The 18,921-nt window shown below is 62.9% G+C and carries 19 protein-coding genes; 8 read left to right on the top strand and 11 right to left on the bottom strand.

The annotated features are described in order from the left end of the window. Nucleotides 1–92 precede the first annotated feature (92 nt). Complete coding sequence (locus AMC99_RS12870; protein ID WP_061927130.1) at nucleotides 93–845, top strand: electron transfer flavoprotein subunit beta/FixA family protein; 753 nt, start codon at nucleotides 93–95, stop codon at nucleotides 843–845. Between the two features lie 29 nt (nucleotides 846–874). Next, nucleotides 875–1,804, top strand: a complete 930-nt coding sequence (locus AMC99_RS12865) for an electron transfer flavoprotein subunit alpha/FixB family protein (protein ID WP_061927128.1) — start codon at nucleotides 875–877, stop codon at nucleotides 1,802–1,804. Nucleotides 1,805–1,867: 63 nt separating this feature from the next. Here AMC99_RS12865 and AMC99_RS12860 read toward each other — a convergent pair whose 3' ends face one another. The 7 genes from AMC99_RS12860 to AMC99_RS12830 all read right to left on the bottom strand — a co-directional run bounded on the left by AMC99_RS12860 (nucleotide 1,868) and on the right by AMC99_RS12830 (nucleotide 9,838). After that, nucleotides 1,868–2,479, bottom strand: a complete 612-nt coding sequence (locus AMC99_RS12860; RefSeq protein ID WP_198143532.1) for a sigma factor — start codon at nucleotides 2,477–2,479, stop codon at nucleotides 1,868–1,870. Nucleotides 2,480–2,603: 124 nt separating this feature from the next. After that, the gene (locus AMC99_RS12855) at nucleotides 2,604–3,896 is read right to left on the bottom strand and encodes a DUF445 domain-containing protein (protein WP_083440175.1); all 1,293 of its coding nucleotides are present in this window, start codon (nucleotides 3,894–3,896) and stop codon (nucleotides 2,604–2,606) included. A gap of 12 nt (nucleotides 3,897–3,908) precedes the next feature. Next, nucleotides 3,909–7,391 carry an efflux RND transporter permease subunit gene (locus AMC99_RS12850; protein WP_061927124.1) on the bottom strand — a complete coding sequence of 1,161 codons (3,483 nt, stop codon included), beginning with the start codon at nucleotides 7,389–7,391 and terminating at the stop codon, nucleotides 3,909–3,911. Further along, complete coding sequence (locus AMC99_RS12845; protein ID WP_061927122.1) at nucleotides 7,391–8,584, bottom strand: efflux RND transporter periplasmic adaptor subunit; 1,194 nt, start codon at nucleotides 8,582–8,584, stop codon at nucleotides 7,391–7,393. Before AMC99_RS12845 ends, AMC99_RS12850 begins: the two co-directional genes overlap by 1 nt. Nucleotides 8,585–8,806: 222 nt before the next feature. Continuing rightward, entirely contained in the window at nucleotides 8,807–9,073 is a 267-nt protein-coding gene (locus AMC99_RS12840; protein ID WP_061927120.1) for a GlsB/YeaQ/YmgE family stress response membrane protein, read from the bottom strand. Between the two features lie 162 nt (nucleotides 9,074–9,235). Then, nucleotides 9,236–9,535 carry a CtrA inhibitor SciP gene (gene sciP / locus AMC99_RS12835; protein WP_061927118.1) on the bottom strand — a complete coding sequence of 100 codons (300 nt, stop codon included), beginning with the start codon at nucleotides 9,533–9,535 and terminating at the stop codon, nucleotides 9,236–9,238. Continuing rightward, nucleotides 9,536–9,838 (bottom strand): hypothetical protein, encoded by a 303-nt coding sequence (locus AMC99_RS12830; protein ID WP_061927116.1) that lies wholly within the window; start codon nucleotides 9,836–9,838, stop codon nucleotides 9,536–9,538. A gap of 149 nt (nucleotides 9,839–9,987) precedes the next feature. Here AMC99_RS12830 and mnmA point away from each other — a divergent pair, with 149 nt between their 5' ends. Together mnmA and AMC99_RS12820 are read left to right on the top strand one after the other, a co-directional pair. After that, complete coding sequence (gene mnmA, locus AMC99_RS12825; RefSeq protein WP_061928042.1) at nucleotides 9,988–11,142, top strand: tRNA 2-thiouridine(34) synthase MnmA; 1,155 nt, start codon at nucleotides 9,988–9,990, stop codon at nucleotides 11,140–11,142. After that, on the top strand, nucleotides 11,139–12,044 hold the full coding sequence (locus AMC99_RS12820) for a hypothetical protein (protein ID WP_061927114.1): 906 nt from the start codon (nucleotides 11,139–11,141) through the stop codon (nucleotides 12,042–12,044). Before mnmA ends, AMC99_RS12820 begins: the two co-directional genes overlap by 4 nt. Here AMC99_RS12820 and AMC99_RS12815 read toward each other — a convergent pair. Next, complete coding sequence (locus tag AMC99_RS12815) at nucleotides 12,025–12,375, bottom strand: hypothetical protein (RefSeq protein ID WP_061927112.1); 351 nt, start codon at nucleotides 12,373–12,375, stop codon at nucleotides 12,025–12,027. The genes AMC99_RS12820 and AMC99_RS12815 overlap by 20 nt on opposite strands. A gap of 35 nt (nucleotides 12,376–12,410) precedes the next feature. Between AMC99_RS12815 and AMC99_RS12810 the strand changes: the two genes are divergently transcribed. Beyond that, a complete protein-coding gene (locus tag AMC99_RS12810; protein ID WP_061927110.1) occupies nucleotides 12,411–13,550 on the top strand; it encodes a serine hydrolase domain-containing protein in 1,140 nt (379 codons plus the stop codon). On the opposite strand, the gene AMC99_RS12805 is transcribed toward AMC99_RS12810, so the two are convergent. Genes AMC99_RS12805 through pdxH form a run of 3 tightly spaced genes read right to left on the bottom strand, consistent with a single transcriptional unit; the run spans nucleotide 13,535 to nucleotide 15,881 of the window. Further along, the gene (locus AMC99_RS12805) at nucleotides 13,535–14,308 is read right to left on the bottom strand and encodes a PhzF family phenazine biosynthesis protein (RefSeq protein WP_061927108.1); all 774 of its coding nucleotides are present in this window, start codon (nucleotides 14,306–14,308) and stop codon (nucleotides 13,535–13,537) included. The genes AMC99_RS12810 and AMC99_RS12805 overlap by 16 nt on opposite strands. Beyond that, nucleotides 14,305–15,240, bottom strand: coding sequence for a cation diffusion facilitator family transporter (locus tag AMC99_RS12800; RefSeq protein WP_061927106.1), 936 nt, complete (start codon nucleotides 15,238–15,240; stop codon nucleotides 14,305–14,307). Before AMC99_RS12800 ends, AMC99_RS12805 begins: the two co-directional genes overlap by 4 nt. Continuing rightward, complete coding sequence (gene pdxH / locus AMC99_RS12795) at nucleotides 15,237–15,881, bottom strand: pyridoxamine 5'-phosphate oxidase (protein ID WP_061927104.1); 645 nt, start codon at nucleotides 15,879–15,881, stop codon at nucleotides 15,237–15,239. The genes AMC99_RS12800 and pdxH overlap by 4 nt, the downstream gene beginning before the upstream one ends. A 213-nt stretch (nucleotides 15,882–16,094) precedes the next feature. Here pdxH and AMC99_RS12790 point away from each other — a divergent pair, with 213 nt between their 5' ends. Genes AMC99_RS12790 through fabI form a run of 3 tightly spaced genes read left to right on the top strand, consistent with a single transcriptional unit; the run spans nucleotide 16,095 to nucleotide 18,890 of the window. After that, nucleotides 16,095–17,048 carry a DnaJ C-terminal domain-containing protein gene (locus tag AMC99_RS12790; RefSeq protein ID WP_061927102.1) on the top strand — a complete coding sequence of 318 codons (954 nt, stop codon included), beginning with the start codon at nucleotides 16,095–16,097 and terminating at the stop codon, nucleotides 17,046–17,048. 36 nt (nucleotides 17,049–17,084) lie between these two features. Next, nucleotides 17,085–18,053: a YihY/virulence factor BrkB family protein gene (locus AMC99_RS12785; protein WP_083440174.1), complete on the top strand. Its 969-nt coding sequence runs from the start codon at nucleotides 17,085–17,087 to the stop codon at nucleotides 18,051–18,053. A gap of 12 nt (nucleotides 18,054–18,065) precedes the next feature. Beyond that, entirely contained in the window at nucleotides 18,066–18,890 is an 825-nt protein-coding gene (gene fabI, locus AMC99_RS12780; protein ID WP_061927101.1) for an enoyl-ACP reductase FabI, read from the top strand. Nucleotides 18,891–18,921: the final 31 nt, after the last annotated feature.

The following is an 18,921-nucleotide window of genomic DNA, read 5'->3' as shown; positions in this document are numbered from 1 at the left end:
TGGTTCGATAAGAGACGCGCCGACTCAGCTTGACGTTTACGTAAACGCAAGCTAGGCGGACGCCGAACAGTTTTTGAGAGGAAGGAACTCCCATGAAAATCCTCGTGCCCGTCAAACGGGTCATCGACTACAACGTAAAGCCTCGCGTGAAAGCGGACGGTTCGGGCGTCGATCTTGCCAACGTCAAGATGAGCATGAACCCGTTCGACGAAATCGCTGTCGAAGAAGCGATTCGCATCAAGGAAGCGGGCAAGGCGGAAGAAATCATCGCCGTGTCGGTAGGTCCGGCAAAATCGCAGGAAACGCTGCGCACCGCGCTTGCCATGGGCGCCGACCGTGCGATCCTCGTCGAGACTGACGAGGGCGTCGACGTCGAACCGCTGGCCGTTGCCAAGATCCTGAAAGCGATCGCCGACGAAGAACAGCCCGGCATCGTCATGCTCGGCAAGCAGTCGATCAGCGACGACAGCAACCAGACCGGCCAGATGCTTGCCGCCCTCATGGGCCGTCCGCAGGGCACCTTCGCCAACACCGTCGAAGTCGATGGCGACAGCGTCGTTGTTAAGCGTGAAGTCGACGGCGGCCTCGAAACCGTGAAGCTTTCGCTTCCGGCAATCGTCACCACCGACCTCCGCCTGAACGAGCCGCGCTATGCTTCGCTGCCGAACATCATGAAGGCGAAGAAGAAGCCGCTCGATACGAAGACCCCGGGTGACTACGGCGTCGACATCACGCCGCGCCTCACTACCACCAACGTTTCCGAACCGCCCGTCCGCCAGGCCGGCATCAAGGTCGCAGACGTCGATGAACTGGTCGCCAAGATCAAGGCCATGGGCATCGCCTGAGAACCCTGGACGCAGAAAGGACAACGAACATGAAAACTCTCGTCTGGGTCGAACACGACAACAGCGAAATGAAGGATGCGACGCTGGCAGCTGTCACCGCCGCTTCGAAACTGGGTGAAGTCCACCTGCTGGTAGCCGGTAGCGGCTGTGGCGGCGTGGCCGAACAGGCTGCCAAGGTTGCCGGCGTGGGCAAGGTCCATGTCGCAGACGACGCGGCCTACGCACACGCGCTGGCCGAAAACGTCGCGCCGCTGGTAGCCGACCTGATGGGCCACCATGATGCCTTCGTCGCGCCCGCTACCACCACCGGCAAGAACATCGCACCGCGCGTCGCAGCCCTGCTCGACGTCATGCAGATTTCGGACATCCTTTCGGTCGAAGGCGAAAAGACCTTCACCCGTCCGATCTATGCCGGCAACGCGATCGCAACCGTCGAATCGTCCGATGCCAAGCTGGTGATCACCGTTCGCGGCACCGCTTTCGACAAGGCGGCGACCGAAGGCGGTTCGGGCACTATCGAAGCGGTTTCGGGCGCTGGTGATGCCGGCCTGTCGAGCTTCGTCAGCGCGGAAATCGCACAGAGCGAGCGCCCCGAGCTGACCAGCGCAAAGGTCATCGTTTCGGGCGGCCGTGCGCTGAAGGATTCGGAAACTTTCGAGCAGGTCATCACCCCGCTCGCCGACAAGCTTGGTGCCGGTATCGGTGCTTCACGCGCTGCGGTCGATGCAGGTTACGTGCCCAACGATTATCAGGTCGGCCAGACCGGCAAGATCGTGGCACCGGAAGTTTACATCGCCATCGGCATTTCGGGTGCGATCCAGCACCTTGCCGGGATGAAGGATTCCAAGACCATCATCGCGATCAACAAGGACGAAGACGCGCCGATCTTCCAGGTCGCTGACATCGGCCTCGTCGCCGACCTGTTCAAGGCCGTGCCGGAGCTGACCGAAAAGCTCTGAGCAACTGCCAAAGCGAATTGAAGAAGGGTCGGGCCTCTCGGGGTCCGGCCCTTTTGTTTTGCCTCACGCAGCCAGCAGCCGGGCACAATTGCGGAAGGTGCGGCGGGTGATCTGGCGATGGCGTTCTGCCGTTGCGCGGTCGATCCGGGGCGCGCCCGCCTCGTCGAAAATTGCCCGCCTGATGATCCGCCGCTCGGCTGCTGGCGAAGCAATCCCGTCGAGCATGCGGTCGAGCCAATCCCTCGCCATCCGGTCGCTGGCCGCGCGTTCGACGCTTTCTTGGGCTTGCGCATCGACGATCTGCAACGAAGTGCCCCTGGCCTCTGCAGCAGCAATCCGCGCCTCCAGCGACACTGTCGTGATACCGGCATTGCGCGCGCTGCGGCGCTGATCGAGTCGCATCCGGTGACGCAGGCCCTGCAACTCACCCCGCATCTGCCAGATTGCATGCGTGGCGAATGCTGCCTTGGATGCATCGTAGCTTTCAACAGCACGGAACAGACCGATGCGGCAGGCCTGCTCTGCATCCTCCGCCATGTCGGTTAGCCCGAAACGCCTGATGAATTGTCGGCGTTGCGGCGCAAGGAGATCGAACAGCTTTGCGAATTCGCGGTCCCATCGCAGCGATGGCCGCCCCTGGCTGCGTTCGCGCGCATCGCGAAGACGAATGGCCATTGCACCGATATCGCAATCATATCCCATGCCCGTTCTCCCTTCCTTGACAGGGAAGAACTAGCGCGACTGTTTCTAGCGATGCTGTGCGCGGCCCTAGGGGCTAACCCCTAGCTGGACGCCGGTGTCAGAGGAATCCGTCGATGAAGTGCAGCGTCAGGCCGACCAGTCCGCCCACCAGCGTGCCGTTGATACGGATGAACTGCAGGTCGCGGCCGACAGCGCTTTCGATCCGCCCGGTGATCGTCACCGCATCCCAACGCTTCACGGTTTCGGATACGAGCTGCACGATCTGGCCGCCGTATCGTGTCGCGACGCCTACAGCCGTGCGGCGGGCGAAGCGGTTGATCTGGATCTGCAAGCGCTGGTCCTCGCGAAGGGCATTGCCAAGCTCGGCCAGCCCCTTGCGCATTTCCTCGCCCAGCGCGCTCTGCGGATCGCGGGCGCGGCGGATCAGCGAAAGGCGGATACGCTCCCATACGCCGAGCCACCATTCGGCCACGGCGGGGTTCTCCAGAAGGTCGCGCTTCATGTCTTCCACGCGTTCACGTGTCTTGGGATCGTGCTGCAAGTCGGTCGCCAGCTTGCTCAGCCCTTCCTCGATCTTGGAACGCAGCGGATGCTCCGGATCGACCAGCACTTCGGCCAGCAACTTGTAGAGACCGTCGAGGACCGATGCGGAGATACGTTCGTCGAGGCCCGTCCAGCGCAATACAGAGTTCGCGCGGGCATGGATGATCTCGCGAACCGTTTCCTCATTGTCTTCCAGCGTCAGTCCGGCCCAGCGGATGAACCCGTCCATCAATGGCATGTGGCGGTTGTCGGCAATCGCGGTTTCGAGCATCCGCCCGACCAGCGGCGATACGTCGATCTTGCCAAGCTGGCTGGCAAGCCCGCTGCGAACCTGGTTGCCCAGCCGATCCGGATCGAGCGATTCCAGCACCTCGGCCAGCAATTCGGCCGCGCCGCCGGTGATGCGCGAACGATTGTCGCCATTGGCCGAAGGTTCCGGCGGTGCAGAGAGGAAGTCGCCCAGCGCGGCGGCAACATTCATGCCCTGCATCCGGCGTGCGACGACTGCAGGTGTCAGGAAGTTTTCGCGCAAGAATTGCGCCATCGTGTCGGCGATGCGGTCCTTGTTTTCCGGGATGATCGCCGTGTGCGGGATCGGTATGCCGAGCGGATGGCGGAACAGCGCGGTAACCGCGAACCAGTCTGCCAGTCCGCCAACCATGGCCGCTTCGGCAAAGGCATTGAGGTAACCCCAACCCGGATGCACCGGCAGCAATTGCTTCGACAGGACGAACAGCCCGGCCATGACCACCAGCAGGCCGGTTGCGGTCCAGCGCATGCGGCGGGCGCTGTCGGCGGTCAGCGGCTTTCCGCCGAGAGTGTAGGCTGGTGTACGCGCGCCCGTCATATCAGTGCAACGTCACTCGGCAGGTTCTGCTCCCGGCGCTTCGCCGGCAGGCGGCGTCAGCTTCCGGTTCTCGTCGCCCGGACGGTATGTGAGGAAGCGGCTCCGCATCCAGGGTCCGATGCGCTTTTCAAAACCGTCGGCAAGGCTGAAACCGGCCGGAACGATCAACAGGGTCAGCACAGTCGAAAGGATCAGGCCGCCGATAACGACCGTGCCCATCGGTGCACGCCATGCGCCGTCACCCGATAGCGAGAGTGCGGTCGGGACCATGCCCGCCGTCATTGCGACGGTGGTCATGACAATCGGTTGGGCGCGCTTGTGCCCTGCATCGAGGATGGCGTGCAGCTTGCGCTTGCCCGTTGCCATTTCCTCGATCGCGAAATCGATCAGCAGGATCGAGTTCTTGGACACGATCCCCAGCAGCAGCAGGACACCGATCAGGACCGGCATCGAAAGCGGCTGACCGACGACCCAGACCAGGAAGATGCCGCCCAATGGCGCGAGCGCCAGCGATGTCATGTTCACCAGCGGCGACATGAAACGCTTGTACAGCAGCACCAGCACCGCAAACACGAGCAGGATGCCCGAAATGACGGCGGTCTGGAAATTCTCGACCAGTTCGGTCTGCATCTCGTCGTTCGCTGCGGCATCGCGGATCACGCCCTGCGGCAGGTTGGTCAGCGCCGGAAGTTTGTTGATTTCTTCCATCGCCGTGCCCTGCAACACGTTCTGCGCAAGGTCCGCACCGACGAAGACGCGGCGGTTCTGGTTGTAGCGCTGGATCGTCGTCGGGCCCGAACCGAACGAGATGTCGGCAACGCGGCTAAGCGGAACAGAGCCACCGGTCGAGATCGGAACCGGCAGGTTCTTGATCGTGGTGAGGTCTTCGCGCGATTCGACCGGCAGCTTTACCCGGATCGGGATCTGCCGATCGGAAAGCGAGAACTTGGCGGCATTCTGTTCGATTTCGCCCATCGTGGCGATGCGGATCGCCTGGCTCAGGGCGGCAGTCGTCACGCCCAGTTCCGCGGCAAGATCGGCACGCGGCCGGATGATGATTTCGGGACGGGGTACGTCGGCGCTGATACGCGGCGCCACCACCGTATCGAGCCCGCGCATCTCGTCTACCAGCTGGGTCGCTGCCTGGTTGAGAAGCTCGGGGTCGGAGCCTGCGAGCATGACCGTGATGTCGCGGCCGCTGCCGCTACCGCCACCGGGGCCGTTCTGGTTGTTGAAGCGAACGCGGGCGTCGGGGATCGTGGCAAAGATCGGCGCAAGATCGCGCTGGAATTCGCCCGATGTGCGCGCACGGTCGGCCTTCAATGTAATGTAGATCGTCGACGAACCTTCGTTCACACGCTCCAGCGCACGTTCGACCTCGGGCTGCTGGTACAGGATATCGGCAACCTGGTCGGCGACGCGCTCGGTCGATTCGAGCGTGGTGCCGGGCACCATCTCGATCACGACCTGGCTGTTGTCGCTGTTCACTTCCGGCTGGAACTGGAACGGCGTGTTCATGAACAGAAGGATCGTGAGCAGGAACGAGAAATAGCCGATGCCGAGCATCCACACGCGGTGGTCGTAGAAACGCGCTTCAAGGTATTTCCAGCTATTCGACAGACCTGTGCCCATCGCCCGCGTCAGCACACGCAGAACCAGGAGAAACAGGCGAACGGCGAAGAAGCCGATCACTGTCACGATAGCCAACTGCACCAGCAGCAGGATGCGGGTCACGATGAAGCCCACGCCCTCGATCGGAGAGAGGCCGAACGCGCTTGCAACCTTGGCCGGGATTTCGAGCGGCGAAATCATGCCCCAGCTCGTGAACACCGCGATGCCGGGCAGGATGATCGCACCCAGGATCACGAGGAAGAAGCTCAGGATATAGAGCCAGCGATGGCGCGGTCCGGGCAGGCCCTCGCGCCGCGCGTGCAATTTTCCGCGATCGAGCGACCAGCGCAAAATGCCCATGTAGCGGTCCATCATCGGACCTTCGCCATGGGCGGCGTGCCCCTTGGCCTTGAGGAAATAGGCCGCCATCATCGGCGTGATCATACGTGCGACGGCAAGGCTCATCAGCACGGCGACAACCACCGTCAGGCCAAAGTTCTTGAAGAACTGTCCGGTGATGCCCGGCATCAGGCCGACCGGCAGGAACACCGCGATGATACAGAACGAAGTCGCAACCACGGCGAGGCCGATTTCGTCGGCTGCGTCGATGGATGCCTGGTATGCCGTCTTGCCCATGCGCATGTGGCGCACGATGTTCTCGATCTCCACGATGGCATCGTCGACCAGCACGCCGGCCACGAGACCTAGCGCGAGCAGGGACATCTGGTTCAGGTTGAAGCCCAGAAGGTCCATGAACCAGAAGGTCGGGATTGCGGACAGCGGGATGGCGATGGCCGAGATGACCGTCGCGCGCCAGTCGCGCAGGAAGAAGAACACCACTACGACCGCCAGGATTGCGCCTTCGATCATGGCGGCGATCGAGCTTTCGTATTGGCTTTCGGTATATTTGACCGTGTTGAACAGCGGGATGAAGTGGACGTTCGGGTTTTCCGCCTCGATCTGCTCGATCATCACCTTGGCATCGTCGAACACGGTAACGTCGGAAGCGCCCTTTGCGCGCGACATGTAGAAATTGACGACTTCCTTGTCGCGCACCTTGCTGATCGAGCTGCGCTCCGAATATCCGTCACGCACGGTGGCGATGTCGGCGAGCTTGACCAGGCGACCGGCACCGATCTGGATCTGCCGCTGCGACAGCGAATAGGCGTCGTCTTCATTGCCCAATACGCGAACCGACTGGCGGGTTCCGCCGACTTCGGCGATGCCACCACCTGCATCGAGGTTGTTCTGGCGCAGCAGGCTGTTGATCTGTCCGGCCGTCACGCCGAGCGACTGGATCTTGGCCGGGTCGAGAATGACCTCGATTTCCCGGTCGACGCCGCCAAAGCGGCCCACGTCGGCCATGCCTTCGATCGACAGCAATTGCTTGGCTACGGTATCGTCGATGAACCAGCTGAGCTGTTCGATCGTCATGTCGTCGGCTTCGACCGCGTAAATGCCGAGGAAGCCGCCCGCGATTTCGACCTTGCTTACGCGCGGCTCCATGATCCCGTCGGGCAGGCTTCCGCGGACGCTGTCGACCGCGTTCTTGACCTCGGAAACGGCATCGTTCGGATCAGTGCCGACTTCGAATTCGATAAAGGTGGTCGAGCTACCTTCGCGCGCAGTCGAACTGATCTTCTGCACGCCATTGAGCGAGCGCACCGCGGATTCGACGCGCTGCGTGATCTGGTTCTCGATTTCGGTCGGGGCCGCGCCCGGCTGGGAAATGACGACGTTCACGGCCGGAAATTCGATATCCGGATTGTTCACGACGTCCATGCGCGCAAAGCTGAGCAGCCCGGCGAGAAGCAATGCCGTGAACGCAACCAGCGGGATGATCGGGTTGCGGATCGACCATGCCGAAATGTTGCGGAAGTTCATTACTTGTCTCCTGCCGCCTTCAGGAGCGACGGATTGATCGTTTCACCTTCGTTGAGGAAGCCGCCTGCACGCAGGACGACCTTTTCGGTGCCGGTAAGGCCGGATTCGACCACCACGCCTGCAGCACTGACGAAGCCCGTCTTGATCGCGCGGCGAACCACCTTGTTCTCTTCCCCGACCACGAAGACGAAGCTGCCCTCGTCATCGGAAAGGATCGCGCTTTCGGGCAGGATCGGTGCAACAACGGTGCCGCTGTTGATCGTGGCGGTGGCAAAACCACCCGGGCGAAGCTGCGGCGCGTAGGCGAGCGCGATGCGCGCGACACCCTGACGGTCCTGCGGGTCGATCACGGGCGACAGCTGCCAGACCTGGCCGGAGAATGCCTTTTCGGTTCCGGCGGGTACGACTTCCGCCGTAACGCCGACCGATAGCCCGCCGATCTGGTCTTCACTGACCCGCGCCATCAGTTCCATCTCGCCGCCCTTGGCGATGCGGAACAGGGGCGCCGAGCCGGCGCTGACGGTCTGGCCGGGCTCCACATTGCGTTCGAGCAGCAAGCCCGATGCCGGGGCGACAATGTTGAGACGCGCATTGCGGGCAAGAAGTTCGCGGTACTGGGCCTGCGCCACCTGGACGCGAGCGCGGGCGGCGTCGCGTGTCGCGGTCAGGCGGTCGACATCGGCCTTCGAAATGAAGCCGCGTTCCACCAGCTGCAGGGCGCGGTCGAGATTGTTCTGCGCCAGCTGCGCATCCGCCTTGGCCACCTCGATCTGGGCCGAAGCGCTCGACGCCTGCTGGGTCTGGACCGAACGGTCGATCACGGCGAGAACCTGCCCCTGGCGAACCCAGGCGCCGGCATCGACCGGAACGGAAATGACGCGGCCGCCCTCGCCGACGACGCCAACCGGCATCTCGCGGCGGGCCTGAAGCGTACCGGGCGCAGTGATCTTGCCTTCGACCGTGGTTGTGCCGGGCATGATTACAGTAACCGTGGGAGCGCCCGAATTGTCGTCACCGACAGGCGTTTCCTCTGCCGTCAGCAGGGCAAAGGCAACGGCAGCAATGATCAGCGCGGCGATTATGCCGGCGATGAATTTCCAGTTGCGGTAGAACGGCTTGTCCTCCGCAGCGATGCCATAATCGCCTTCCAGCGACGTGGGAGTTTCAGATACAACACCCGTTTCGTAATTCATGGCCCGTCCTTTGGCCTTCGATAGAGAGGTAGGGTGTATTATCCATATAAACCACCCTGTGCAACACCTTCTAGACCTGCCCCCCATAGGTGGCAATGCGCCACTCTATAAACGACGTTTGTTGCCGACGAGTGGCGTGCGCGGCCAGCAAGGGCCTGTTGCATAACAAAAGGGCGAGGTGGTCAGCCCACCCCGCCCGATCGTTTTGATGTTGTTTCGTTCTTAGCGAACGCGACCGCGCTGGACGAGGTTCACGATGCCGAGGAGGACGATCGCACCGACGATGGCGATCACCAGACCGACGAGCGAGAATTCCTGGACACTGCCGCCGATTCCGAGGAGCGGGCCAGCAATAAGGTTGCCGATGACCGAGCCGATGCAGCCTACGACGATATTCCAGAAGATGCCCATCGAGGCATCGCGGTTCATGACGAGGCTCGCCAGCCAACCGGCCACGCCACCCACGATAAGTGCAATAATCCAACCCATGTTCGTTACTCCTCCTGTTTATTCAGGGCATTCTACCGCTTCAAACGGTCCGCGATGCCTGCTGTTCCCGCAATTTTTTGCGAGACGGGAGGGAGCATATACGAAAAACGCGGAAGAAGCTGCCTTAGCTTCCCCCGCGTCATCAATTCGATGTGTTGGCGATCAGTACTTGAGCTGGCGCTCGTACAGATCCCGATAATGCTGGATGCGGGTGACCCGCAGGCCCTGCATCCCGGAACGGTCGACCGCACGTTGCCACGATGCAAACTCTTCAAGCGTCAGGCTGTAACGCTCCAGAACTTCGTCGATCGTAAGCAGGCCGCCATTAACTGCTGCAACGACTTCTGCCTTGCGGCGCACCACCCAGCGTTTCGTGCTGGGCGACGGAAGATCGTCGAGCGTAAGCGGCTCCCCGAGCGGGCCGATGACCTGTGCCGGTCGAATGTCTTGATTTTCGATCATTTATTTCTCTCGGTCGCCTGTTGCCGCGTTACCTTCGGTGTCAAAGCCTATGCCATCGGTTGCTTTGCCATGCCCTAAACCATCAGGGTTAACAGGGCGTTTGCTTTCATCCAGCTGGCTGAAATAGCCTGCTGCAGCATCGGAAAAGCTCGCGATGAGCATCGGGTTTTCACGCCTCAGGATACGGCGAAGATCGCGCGCGGCATTGATCCGTGCGGTCAGTTCGCCCCATCCAATGGCTTTAAGCGCAGTGCCGTCTGCACGCGCCGTTGCGGCTGTAAATTGAGTTCTGGATTCGAACATAATGAGCTGTCCTACCCCGGGCAGTCTCAAGATAGGGTAAAGCCGCAATTTACCCGGTCTTAGTAATGTCCCGAGGGACTTGGCAGGAATTGCCCGGGCCGCGAAAGGCTGGATTAGCGGCGCTTCCCGGTGTAATGGGCCGCTCGATCATGACCGCAACGACACCCCATGCAGCCCGGCTCGATGCCGAGGCACTGTTCGACCTGCCCAAACCGGCAAGCGAAAGCCGCATCGTCGTGGCGATGAGCGGCGGCGTCGATTCGTCGGTGGTGGCGGCGCTGGCGGCGCAGAGCGGGGCCGAGGTTATCGGCATCACTCTCCAGCTTTATGACTTCGGTGCTGCGACAGGGCGCAAGGGTGCCTGTTGCGCCGGAGACGACATTCGCGACGCGCGCGCGGTGGCGGACAGGCTCGGCATCGCGCACTACGTATTCGACCACGAAAGCGCCTTTCGCGAGGAAGTGGTCGAGCAATTCGCGGACGATTACCTGTCCGGCCGGACCCCGGTGCCCTGCATCCGCTGCAATATGGGTCCGAAATTTACCGACCTTTTCCGCATGGCGCGCGAACTGGGAGCGGACTGCCTTGCGACAGGACATTATGTCCGCCGCGTGATGGGAAGCGCCGGGCCCGAACTGCATCGTGCGGTCGATCCGGCGAGGGACCAGTCCTATTTCCTTTACGCCACCACCGAGGACCAGCTGGATTTCCTGCGCTTCCCGCTCGGCGGACTGCCGAAAACGCAGGTTCGCGAGCTCGCCGAAGAGGCTGGATTGCGCAATGCGGCCAAGCCCGACAGCCAGGACATCTGCTTCGTGCCGGACGGCGACTATGCGAAGATCGTCAAGTCGATGCGGCCCGAGGGCGGCGCACCCGGCGCGATCGTCCATGCCGAAACGGGTGAGGAACTCGGCCGCCACCAGGGCGTGATCCACTTCACCGTCGGCCAGCGGCGCGGTCTAGAAATCGGCGGCCAGCCCGAACCGCTCTATGTGGTCGGGCTCGATGCGGAAAGCCGCGAGGTGCGTGTCGGCCCCCGCCGGATGCTGGCGACGACAAGCGCGCGCATCATCGAAACCAACCGCATCGGGCCGATGCCCGAAATGCCTCTCACCGCGAAGGTCAGGAGCCTCGCCAAACCTGTGCCCGTAACCGTCGAGGGCGTGCTGGGAGATGGCAATGCAGTCACCCTGCACTTCGCAGCGCCCGAATACGGCGTCGCCCCGGGACAGGCAGCCGTGATCTATGCCGGTGAACGTGTCGTGGGCGGCGGCTGGATCGAAACCACAGTCGGCGCTGCGTGAGCTTCTGGCGCGGAAAACCCGGCCAGATTGCGCCGGTCGCGCTGCTCCTGCTGATCGCCTTCGCCGCGCTTCCCTTCATTCTCTATTTCATCAGCCGACCGACGGAAGCGCCCTCGGCAGAGCCTGTTGTCGTCGGCGCGCGCGATCATAACCGGGGGCAGGAACAGACATCGCCGAGCATCGGGATGACGGTCGGTGACAGCGGCTTCGGCACGGTGACAGAAGCGCCACTGAAACTGGTCGAGATGGACCAGAACGCAGTCAAAGGACCTCCCAACCTTCCTGCAATCGAACCTGCCATCGCCCGTTTCCTGCGGCCCATGCCGGAGATCGAAACTGGCGGCCCAAAGCCCGGTCCCGATGGAACCATCATGTGCACATTGGAAGGTCCGGCGGTCTGGCGGGGCCATCTCGAACTGCGCGACGGGTGCCTGCTCCTCGCCGAGGAAGGCGGCGGGGAATCTTTGCTCATGCTGCCAACCTACGCAGTCTCACGTGACGCCGAGGGCTATCTGTCGGTCGCCAGCCCGCCTTTCACGCCCGAAAACACCTTGCGCGTCGGCGAGCGCGAAGGCCGCTTCACCGGCAAGGGCTGTTCGCAGCTCAGCTACCTGCCCGCGCCTCCCGCGCTGGCCAAAACCTGCAGCGTCGACCGCGTCGTCAACGTGGCGCGCCTTGGCCGCACGCCGATCTGCTCCAATGCCGAATTACAGAGGATTGAACGCGCCAGACGCGAATATCGCGAAACCTCTGCCCGGATCAGGGCAGAACATGATCGCTGCGTCGCAGGCGGCAAACGTGCCGATCAGTGCCCGCCGCCAATGATCCCCTATCCGGTGGAGCTTGACGCGCCGGCCTGCCGCAATCCCGATGGAAAGCGGATCAGCCTTCCCACTCGCTGAGGACGCAGCCGTAACCCTTGCGGTAGGTCGCAGTGTCGCTCGAAAGCAGCGGGAAGCGCGCCGTCACGCTTTTTGCCTGTGCATCGTCGACCAGCGTGACCAGTTCCATCCCGGCCAGCTTGTCCTTCGCGCAATCCTTTAGCTCGCGTCCGGCGACGAAACGGCAAGAGCACGCGACGCGCGCGGAATAGGCTGTCGCCGCGTTCGCATATCCAGTCGCAGGTGCGCGGAAATACAGCCCCAGCGCGAACAGTCCGGCGATGACGGCGAGCAGGATCCAGAAGCCCTTAGACGATTTTTGGGATGCGGTGCGGGAGCGGGCTTTAGCCATTGCCAATCTGTGATCCTTGCGCGAGTGAGGCGACCATGAAACTGCGGTCGCTGCTCCCTATCGCCACACTTGCTCTCGTGCCAACCCTGATATCGTGCGGGGAGGCTCCGGCGAGCGAACCACCCGTGTCCGAAGAAGCGCTCGCGGCGATAACGGACGATGCCGGCGCCCCGAAGGAAGACCTTGCGCGGCAGGTCGACGAGCTGTTCACGATGGACGGCCTCGGCGAAACCCGCGCCCTCGTGGTGATGGCCGACGGCAAGATCGCAGCCGAGCGCTATGGCGAGGGTTATGGTCCCGAAACGCGCTTCGTCAGCTGGTCGATGGCCAAGACCGTAACGGCGGTCATGATCGGCATGCTGGTTGCCGATGGACGGTTGAGCCTGGATGAAAGCGCGCCTGTTCCCCATTGGCAGCGCCCTGGCGATGCCCGCGGCGAGATCACCCTGCGCCAGCTCCTCCAGATGCGTTCCGGCCTGAGGCATACCGAGGCGGGCGATCCTCCCTACGAAAGCTCTGAAGTGCGCATGCTCTTCCTCGACGGGCGCGACGACATGGCTGCCTGGGCCGAAGAACAGCCGCTGGAGGCAGAGCCGGGTTCGCAGTTCGAATATTCCTCGAACACCACTGTCATCCTCGCCGATATCGCAGCGCGCGCGCTGACCGACAGCGAGGATCCCGACATCCGCCGTGCCGCGGTGAGCGATTATCTCGAAGCGCGGCTGTTCGGTCCGCTCGGCATGAAGTCCATGGTGCCCGAATTCGACGCATCGGGGACGCTCATCGGCGGCAGCCTGATCCACGGGACCGCCCGCGACTGGGCCAAGTTCGGCGAATTCCTGCGCCGAAAGGGACGGGGTCCGGGCGGCGAGCAATTGCTGCCGCGAAGCTGGGTCGATGCGATGGTCTCCCCCAGCCCGAAAAGTCCGCAATACGGCCTGCAGACCTGGCTCAACCGTGAGTACCGCGAAGCCGGTACAGGCGAAGACCATCCGCTGTTTCCCGATCGCGCACCGCAAAGCCTGTTTTCGCTGATCGGCCACATGGGCCAATATGTCATCGTGTCGCCGAGCCAGCACCTGACGGTGGTCCGCCTGGGGCATTCCGATGCCGAGCAGCGCAAGGCGATGCTGCAGCAACTTGCCGACGTGATCGAGCTCTACCCCGAACGCTGATCGCGCACTGCGCCGCCAATATGGATCGTTCCTGCGGGGCCGATCCCGCAATCGAGCCAGCCACCCCGCTGGCTTGCCTGATATGCGGTGATGCGATCCCTCCCCAGCCGCTCGCACCAATAGGGCGCAAGCGCGGCGTGCGCCGAACCGGTCGCTGCATCTTCCTTGCCGCCGCCCGAGAAGACCCGGCTGACGATGTCTGCCCCGTCGATGTCGCCGGGTGCTGAAACGCTGACCTGCCAATTGCCGAGCGCCGCGAGCATCTGAATATCGGGAGCAATCTCGCGCACCTCCTGCGCCGTTTCGAGAATGGCCAGCACATAACCCGCTTCGTTCCAGCGGATTTGGAGCGGCGTAACCCGCAGGGCACCTGCCAATGCGTGCAGTTCTTTTGGCGCAGTGCGAATTTCGGGAAGGCCCACTTCGTAACGCCCGTCGCCGGATAGCCGCCTGACGCTAACCACCCCGCCGTCCCTGGTGCGCAGTGCTACCTTGTCGCCCTTCCCTGCGCCTATCAGCACATGGCCGACCGCCAGTGCTCCATGCCCGCAGAGAGCGATTTCGTGGTCGGGCGAGAACCACCGCACCGCGTCACTGCCATCGACGAAGGCAGTGGCGGGAGTACCGATCCGGGCTGCCTGCCGCTGCATTTCATCCTCAGGCGGGAGGTTCGGGCAGGTGACCACCGCAGCAGGATTGCCGAGCGCGCCCTTCCCGACGAAGACATCGACAATGCGCGGAAGCGAGGTTTGCGTCACTCGGGCCGTTCGGGGAGCAGTTCCTCGGCAGCGACGCCCTCTTCATCGATCAACCCTTCCGGATCGGGATGGATCAGGACTTCGACACCGGGGAAGTCCCGGGCCAGCCGGGCCTCGACCTCGTCCATCAGGTCGTGGGCCTCGACGATGGAAAGGCCCGGGTCGACCGCCATGTGGAACTGGACGAAATCGTCCATCCCGCTGGTGCGTGTGCGCAGGTCGTGCACGCCGCGAATGTCGGGGTGCTTCGCCAGAACCTGGAGGAACGCCTCGCGCCGTTCATCCGGCCATTCCTTGTCCATCAAATGGTCGATCGCCTCGGTCGCGGCATGCCATGCGCCCCATGCGAGCCAGGCTGCGATGCCGAGGCCGAACAGCGGGTCGGCCTTGGTAAAGCCGAGATACTGGTCGATCACCAGCGCCGCGATAACCGCAAGGTTGAGCAGCAGGTCCGACTGGTAATGGACATTGTCGGTCTTGATCGCGAGGCTGCCGGTGCGCCGGATGACGAAGCGCTGCCATGTCAGCAGGGCGAGCGTGGCGGCAATCGCGATCAGCGAAACGCCGATACCTTCGGCAGCTGCCGCAGTCTCGCTGCCGTTCACCAGCCGGTCGATCGCGCGATAACCGATCCCGGTTGCCGAAATAGCGATCAGCATGACCTGGAAGATCGCGGCCAGTGCCTCTGCCTTGCCATGGCCGAAGCGGTGATCTTCGTCGGCGGGCATGGAGGCGATCCATACCCCGACCAGCGTCGCAAGGCTGGCAATCAGGTCGAGCGCCGAATCGGCAAGGCTGCCGAGCATTGCCGTCGAACCGGTGCGCCATGCCGCCCATGTCTTGAGCGACACCAGCAGGACCGCAGTTGCAATGGAAGCGAAGGCGGCCTGGCGATTGAGCGAGGCGCGATTGTCGGTGTGCGTCGCGCTCATGGATACAGCAACCCATCGGACCAGCTGACGGCATCGCCCGCACCGGTCAGTGTGAAGCGGCGCCTGTCATGCAGGCGGTTGGCCCGATCGAGCCAGAACTCGATCGCCCTCGGTCGCAGGGTGAACCCGGTCCAGTGCGCCGGCCGCGGCACTTCGCCTTCTGCTGCCCACTCTGCCTCGATACTCTCGACCCGGTCGAGATAGGTCGAGCGCTGGTCGAGCGGGCGCGACTGGTCTGACGCGGCCGAACCGACCTGGCTGACGAAGGGGCGCGAATGGAAATAGGCATCGGCCTCTTGCGGGCTGACTTCGACCAGCGGCCCTTCGATCCGGACCTGGCGGCGCAGGCTTTTCCAGTGGAACAGCAATGCAGCCTGCATGTTCGCGCGAATCTCGGTGCCCTTGCGGCTTTGGGCGTTGGTGTAGAAGGTGAACCCTTCCGGCCCATGCCCCTTCAGCAGGACCATGCGCACCGAAGGAGAGCCATCGGGCGTCGCGGTCGCGAGCGCCATTGCATTGGCATCGTTCGGTTCGCTCTGTTTGGCGAGCGCAAACCACTCTTCGAAAATCGGCATCGGATCCCCCGACGGGATTTCGCTGGTCGCGAGCCGCGCAAGCTCTTCGGGTGTCGGTTCAGGCATGACCAAGTCCTACAGGATGGAACACATGGAACACAGTCCTGAAATGCAAAAACCACCGGTTTGAAACATTGATCCAGCGCAATGCCGTGACAGGCGGGAGTGCGGATAGATATCGGCAGGGCGATGCATCTTGCAGCATCCCTATTGTTTCGACGAACCGTAGGAAAGCGCGGCACCTTGCGCCAAATCACTGCTACACCTAACTAACACGCCATGGCCGATCCGTATCAGACACTTGGCGTAGCGCGCACCGCCTCCGAAGCGGAGATCAAGAGCGCCTATCGCAAGCTCGCCAAGGAACTGCATCCCGACCGCAACAAGGACAAGCCGAACGCGGCCGAGCGCTTCTCGCAAGTGACGAGCGCCTACGACCTCCTGTCCGACAAGACCAAGCGCGCCCAGTTCGACCGCGGCGAGATCGACGGCGACGGCAACCCGACCAACCCGTTCGCCGGGATGGGCGGTGGCGGCGGCTATGGTGGCCAAGGCGGGGGCCAGCGCGGTTTCCGCCCGGAAGATTTCCAGGGCTTCGGCGGCGAGGACATGGACCTTGGCGACCTGTTCGAAGGGTTGTTCGGCGGCGGTGGACGGCGCCCCGGCAATATGGGCGGCGGTTTCGGCAGCCAGCGGCGGCCACCTCCCCCACGAAAAGGGGCCGATATCAATTATCGCCTCGCCGTGTCCTTCATCGATGCCGCCACGCGCAAGGACCAGCGGATTACCCTGGCCGACGGCAAGACCATCGACCTCAAGCTTCCGGCAGGGGTCGAGGACGGCACCCAGATGCGGCTGAAGGGCAAGGGCCAGGAAGCCGCTGGCGGACCGGGCGACGGCCTCGTCATGGTCGAGGTTGGCGGGCACCCGTTCTTCAAGCGCGATGGCGACAATATCCGGATGGACCTGCCCATTACCCTCGACGAGGCGCTGGGCGGCGCGAAGGTCAAGTGCCCGACCGCCGATGGCCCTGTCATGCTGACGATCAAGCCCGGCACCAGTGGCGGCACGGTGATGCGGTTGAAAGGCAAGGGCTGGAGCACGAAGGCCGGCGGCAGGGGCGACCAGCTCGTCACGCTGGAAATCCAGATGCCGTCCGATACTTCGGAACTGGCCAAGCGGCTCGAAGGTTGGAAAGACGAAAGCAATCCGCGAGCGAAGCTCGGCGTCTAGGCCGGGTCCCCATTCTGCGCTACCGACAGGGGAGCGATGAGCAAGCCCCATATCCACCCACCCGAAGAACGGCATATCCATTCGCTTTCGCCCGAAGCGCGGCGGATGGAAGCGCGAAGCCTGCGGGGTCGCATGATCGACCAGGTCGGTCCGGGGACTCGCTTTTTCGCGATTGCCAAGCGGACCATTGTCGGCGCTTATAACGACGGCTTCATCCACGCGGGCAACCTTGCCTATCTCGCCATGCTGGCGATTTTTCCCTTCTTCATCCTCGGCGCTGCGCTGTTTTCCCTGTTCGGAGAGCCGGGCGACCGAGCCGAGATGATCCGTACGATCCTGATCGCCATGCCGCCGACGGTTGCGGACGTGATCCGGCCTGTCGCCGAAGACGTTATCGACGCGCGCCAGGGCTGGCTTTTGTGGGCAGGCGCGCTGGTTGCGCTGTGGACCGTCTCCAGCCTGATCGAGACCATTCGCGACATCCTGCGCCGTGCCTATGGCACCGAACCGACGCACGCCTTCTGGAAATATCGCCTGTTTTCCTTCGGCCTGATCATCGCGTCCGTCGTCCTGCTGATGCTCTCGCTGCTGGCGCAAGTGATGATCGGCACGGCGCAGCAGGTGATCGATGCCTATTTCCCGCAATTGCTGGGCGTGGTCGGCGACCTCCACATTTCGCGGATCGTGCCGGGTCTTGCCCTGCTCGGCTCGCTCTACCTGCTGTTCTACACCCTCACGCCCGGCGCCTATCGTTCGCGCCGCTATCCCAAATGGCCGGGGGCGATGCTGACGACGGGGTGGTGGCTGGCGGTCACCGGCATCATGCCGGCAGTGCTGCGGCAGTTCTTCGCCTACAACCTGACCTACGGCAGCCTTGCCGGGATCATGGTGGTGATGTTCTTTTTCTGGCTCGTTGGCCTCGGTATGGTTATCGGGGCCGAGTTGAATGCTGCGCTGGCCGTATCGCCCGAAGAAGAGGCGTGCGAAACCGGCGATGAAACCTAAGGAGGGAACCGCATGGGCGGTCTGATGCAGGGAAAACGCGGGCTCATCATGGGCCTTGCCAACGACAAGTCGCTCGCGTGGGGGATCGCTAAGCAACTGGCCGAACACGGGGCCGAACTGGCATTTTCCTATCAGGGCGACGCGCTGGCAAAGCGTGTGAAGCCGCTCGCCGAACAGCTCGGCAGCGATTTCCTGATCGAATGCGACGTATCCGACATGGATGCGCTCGATTCCGCCTTCGATGCGCTCAAGGCGCGGTGGGACACGCTCGACTTCGTCGTTCACGCGATCGGTTATTCGGACAAGAACGAACTGCGCGGCAAATATGTCGATACCAGCCTCGACAACTTCCTGATGACGATGAACATTTCCGCCTATTCGCTGGTCGCCGTGGCCAAGCGTGCGGCCGAAATGATGCCGCCGCTGCAGGAAGACGGATCGGGCGGCGGCTCGATCCTGACGCTGACCTATTACGGCGCGGAGAAAGTCATCCCGCATTACAACGTGATGGGCGTTGCCAAGGCGGCGCTTGAGACCAGCGTGAAGTACCTCGCCAACGATCTTGGCCCGGCTGGCATCCGCGTCAATGCGATCAGCGCCGGCCCGATCAAGACGCTCGCCGCGAGCGGGATCGGCGATTTCCGCTACATCCTGAAATGGAACGAATATAATTCGCCCATGCGCCGCAATGTCACGATCGACGATGTCGGCGGATCAGGTCTGTATTTCCTTTCCGACCTGTCATCGGGCGTGACCGGCGAAACGCATCACGTCGATGCAGGCTATCACGTGGTCGGAATGAAGCAGGAAGACGCGCCCGACATCGCCCTGGGTTGATCGGAGGGCGGCGCGGCGAAGCTCGTTGCGC

This window comes from Altererythrobacter epoxidivorans (assembly GCF_001281485.1).
In the GTDB taxonomy this organism is placed as follows: Bacteria; Pseudomonadota; Alphaproteobacteria; order Sphingomonadales; family Sphingomonadaceae; genus Erythrobacter; species Erythrobacter epoxidivorans.
Note: the sequence above shows the minus strand (reverse complement) of the source record. Positions and strands in the feature narration are given on the sequence as shown.

Bases quoted from the DNA above. Each gene is read 5' to 3' on its own strand.
- AMC99_RS12870 (WP_061927130.1), top strand. From the start codon at position 93: ATGAAAATCCTCGTGCCCGTCAAACGGGTCATCGACTACAACGTAAAG.
- AMC99_RS12865 (WP_061927128.1), top strand. From the start codon at position 875: ATGAAAACTCTCGTCTGGGTCGAACACGACAACAGCGAAATGAAGGAT.
- AMC99_RS12860 (WP_198143532.1), bottom strand. From the start codon at position 2,479: ATGGCCATTCGTCTTCGCGATGCGCGCGAACGCAGCCAGGGGCGGCCA.
- AMC99_RS12855 (WP_083440175.1), bottom strand. From the start codon at position 3,896: ATGACGGGCGCGCGTACACCAGCCTACACTCTCGGCGGAAAGCCGCTG.
- AMC99_RS12850 (WP_061927124.1), bottom strand. From the start codon at position 7,391: ATGAACTTCCGCAACATTTCGGCATGGTCGATCCGCAACCCGATCATC.
- AMC99_RS12845 (WP_061927122.1), bottom strand. From the start codon at position 8,584: ATGAATTACGAAACGGGTGTTGTATCTGAAACTCCCACGTCGCTGGAA.
- AMC99_RS12840 (WP_061927120.1), bottom strand. From the start codon at position 9,073: ATGGGTTGGATTATTGCACTTATCGTGGGTGGCGTGGCCGGTTGGCTG.
- sciP (WP_061927118.1), bottom strand. From the start codon at position 9,535: ATGATCGAAAATCAAGACATTCGACCGGCACAGGTCATCGGCCCGCTC.
- AMC99_RS12830 (WP_061927116.1), bottom strand. From the start codon at position 9,838: ATGTTCGAATCCAGAACTCAATTTACAGCCGCAACGGCGCGTGCAGAC.
- mnmA (WP_061928042.1), top strand. From the start codon at position 9,988: ATGACCGCAACGACACCCCATGCAGCCCGGCTCGATGCCGAGGCACTG.
- AMC99_RS12815 (WP_061927112.1), bottom strand. From the start codon at position 12,375: ATGGCTAAAGCCCGCTCCCGCACCGCATCCCAAAAATCGTCTAAGGGC.
- AMC99_RS12810 (WP_061927110.1), top strand. From the start codon at position 12,411: ATGAAACTGCGGTCGCTGCTCCCTATCGCCACACTTGCTCTCGTGCCA.
- AMC99_RS12800 (WP_061927106.1), bottom strand. From the start codon at position 15,240: ATGAGCGCGACGCACACCGACAATCGCGCCTCGCTCAATCGCCAGGCC.
- pdxH (WP_061927104.1), bottom strand. From the start codon at position 15,881: ATGCCTGAACCGACACCCGAAGAGCTTGCGCGGCTCGCGACCAGCGAA.
- AMC99_RS12790 (WP_061927102.1), top strand. From the start codon at position 16,095: ATGGCCGATCCGTATCAGACACTTGGCGTAGCGCGCACCGCCTCCGAA.
- AMC99_RS12785 (WP_083440174.1), top strand. From the start codon at position 17,085: ATGAGCAAGCCCCATATCCACCCACCCGAAGAACGGCATATCCATTCG.
- fabI (WP_061927101.1), top strand. From the start codon at position 18,066: ATGGGCGGTCTGATGCAGGGAAAACGCGGGCTCATCATGGGCCTTGCC.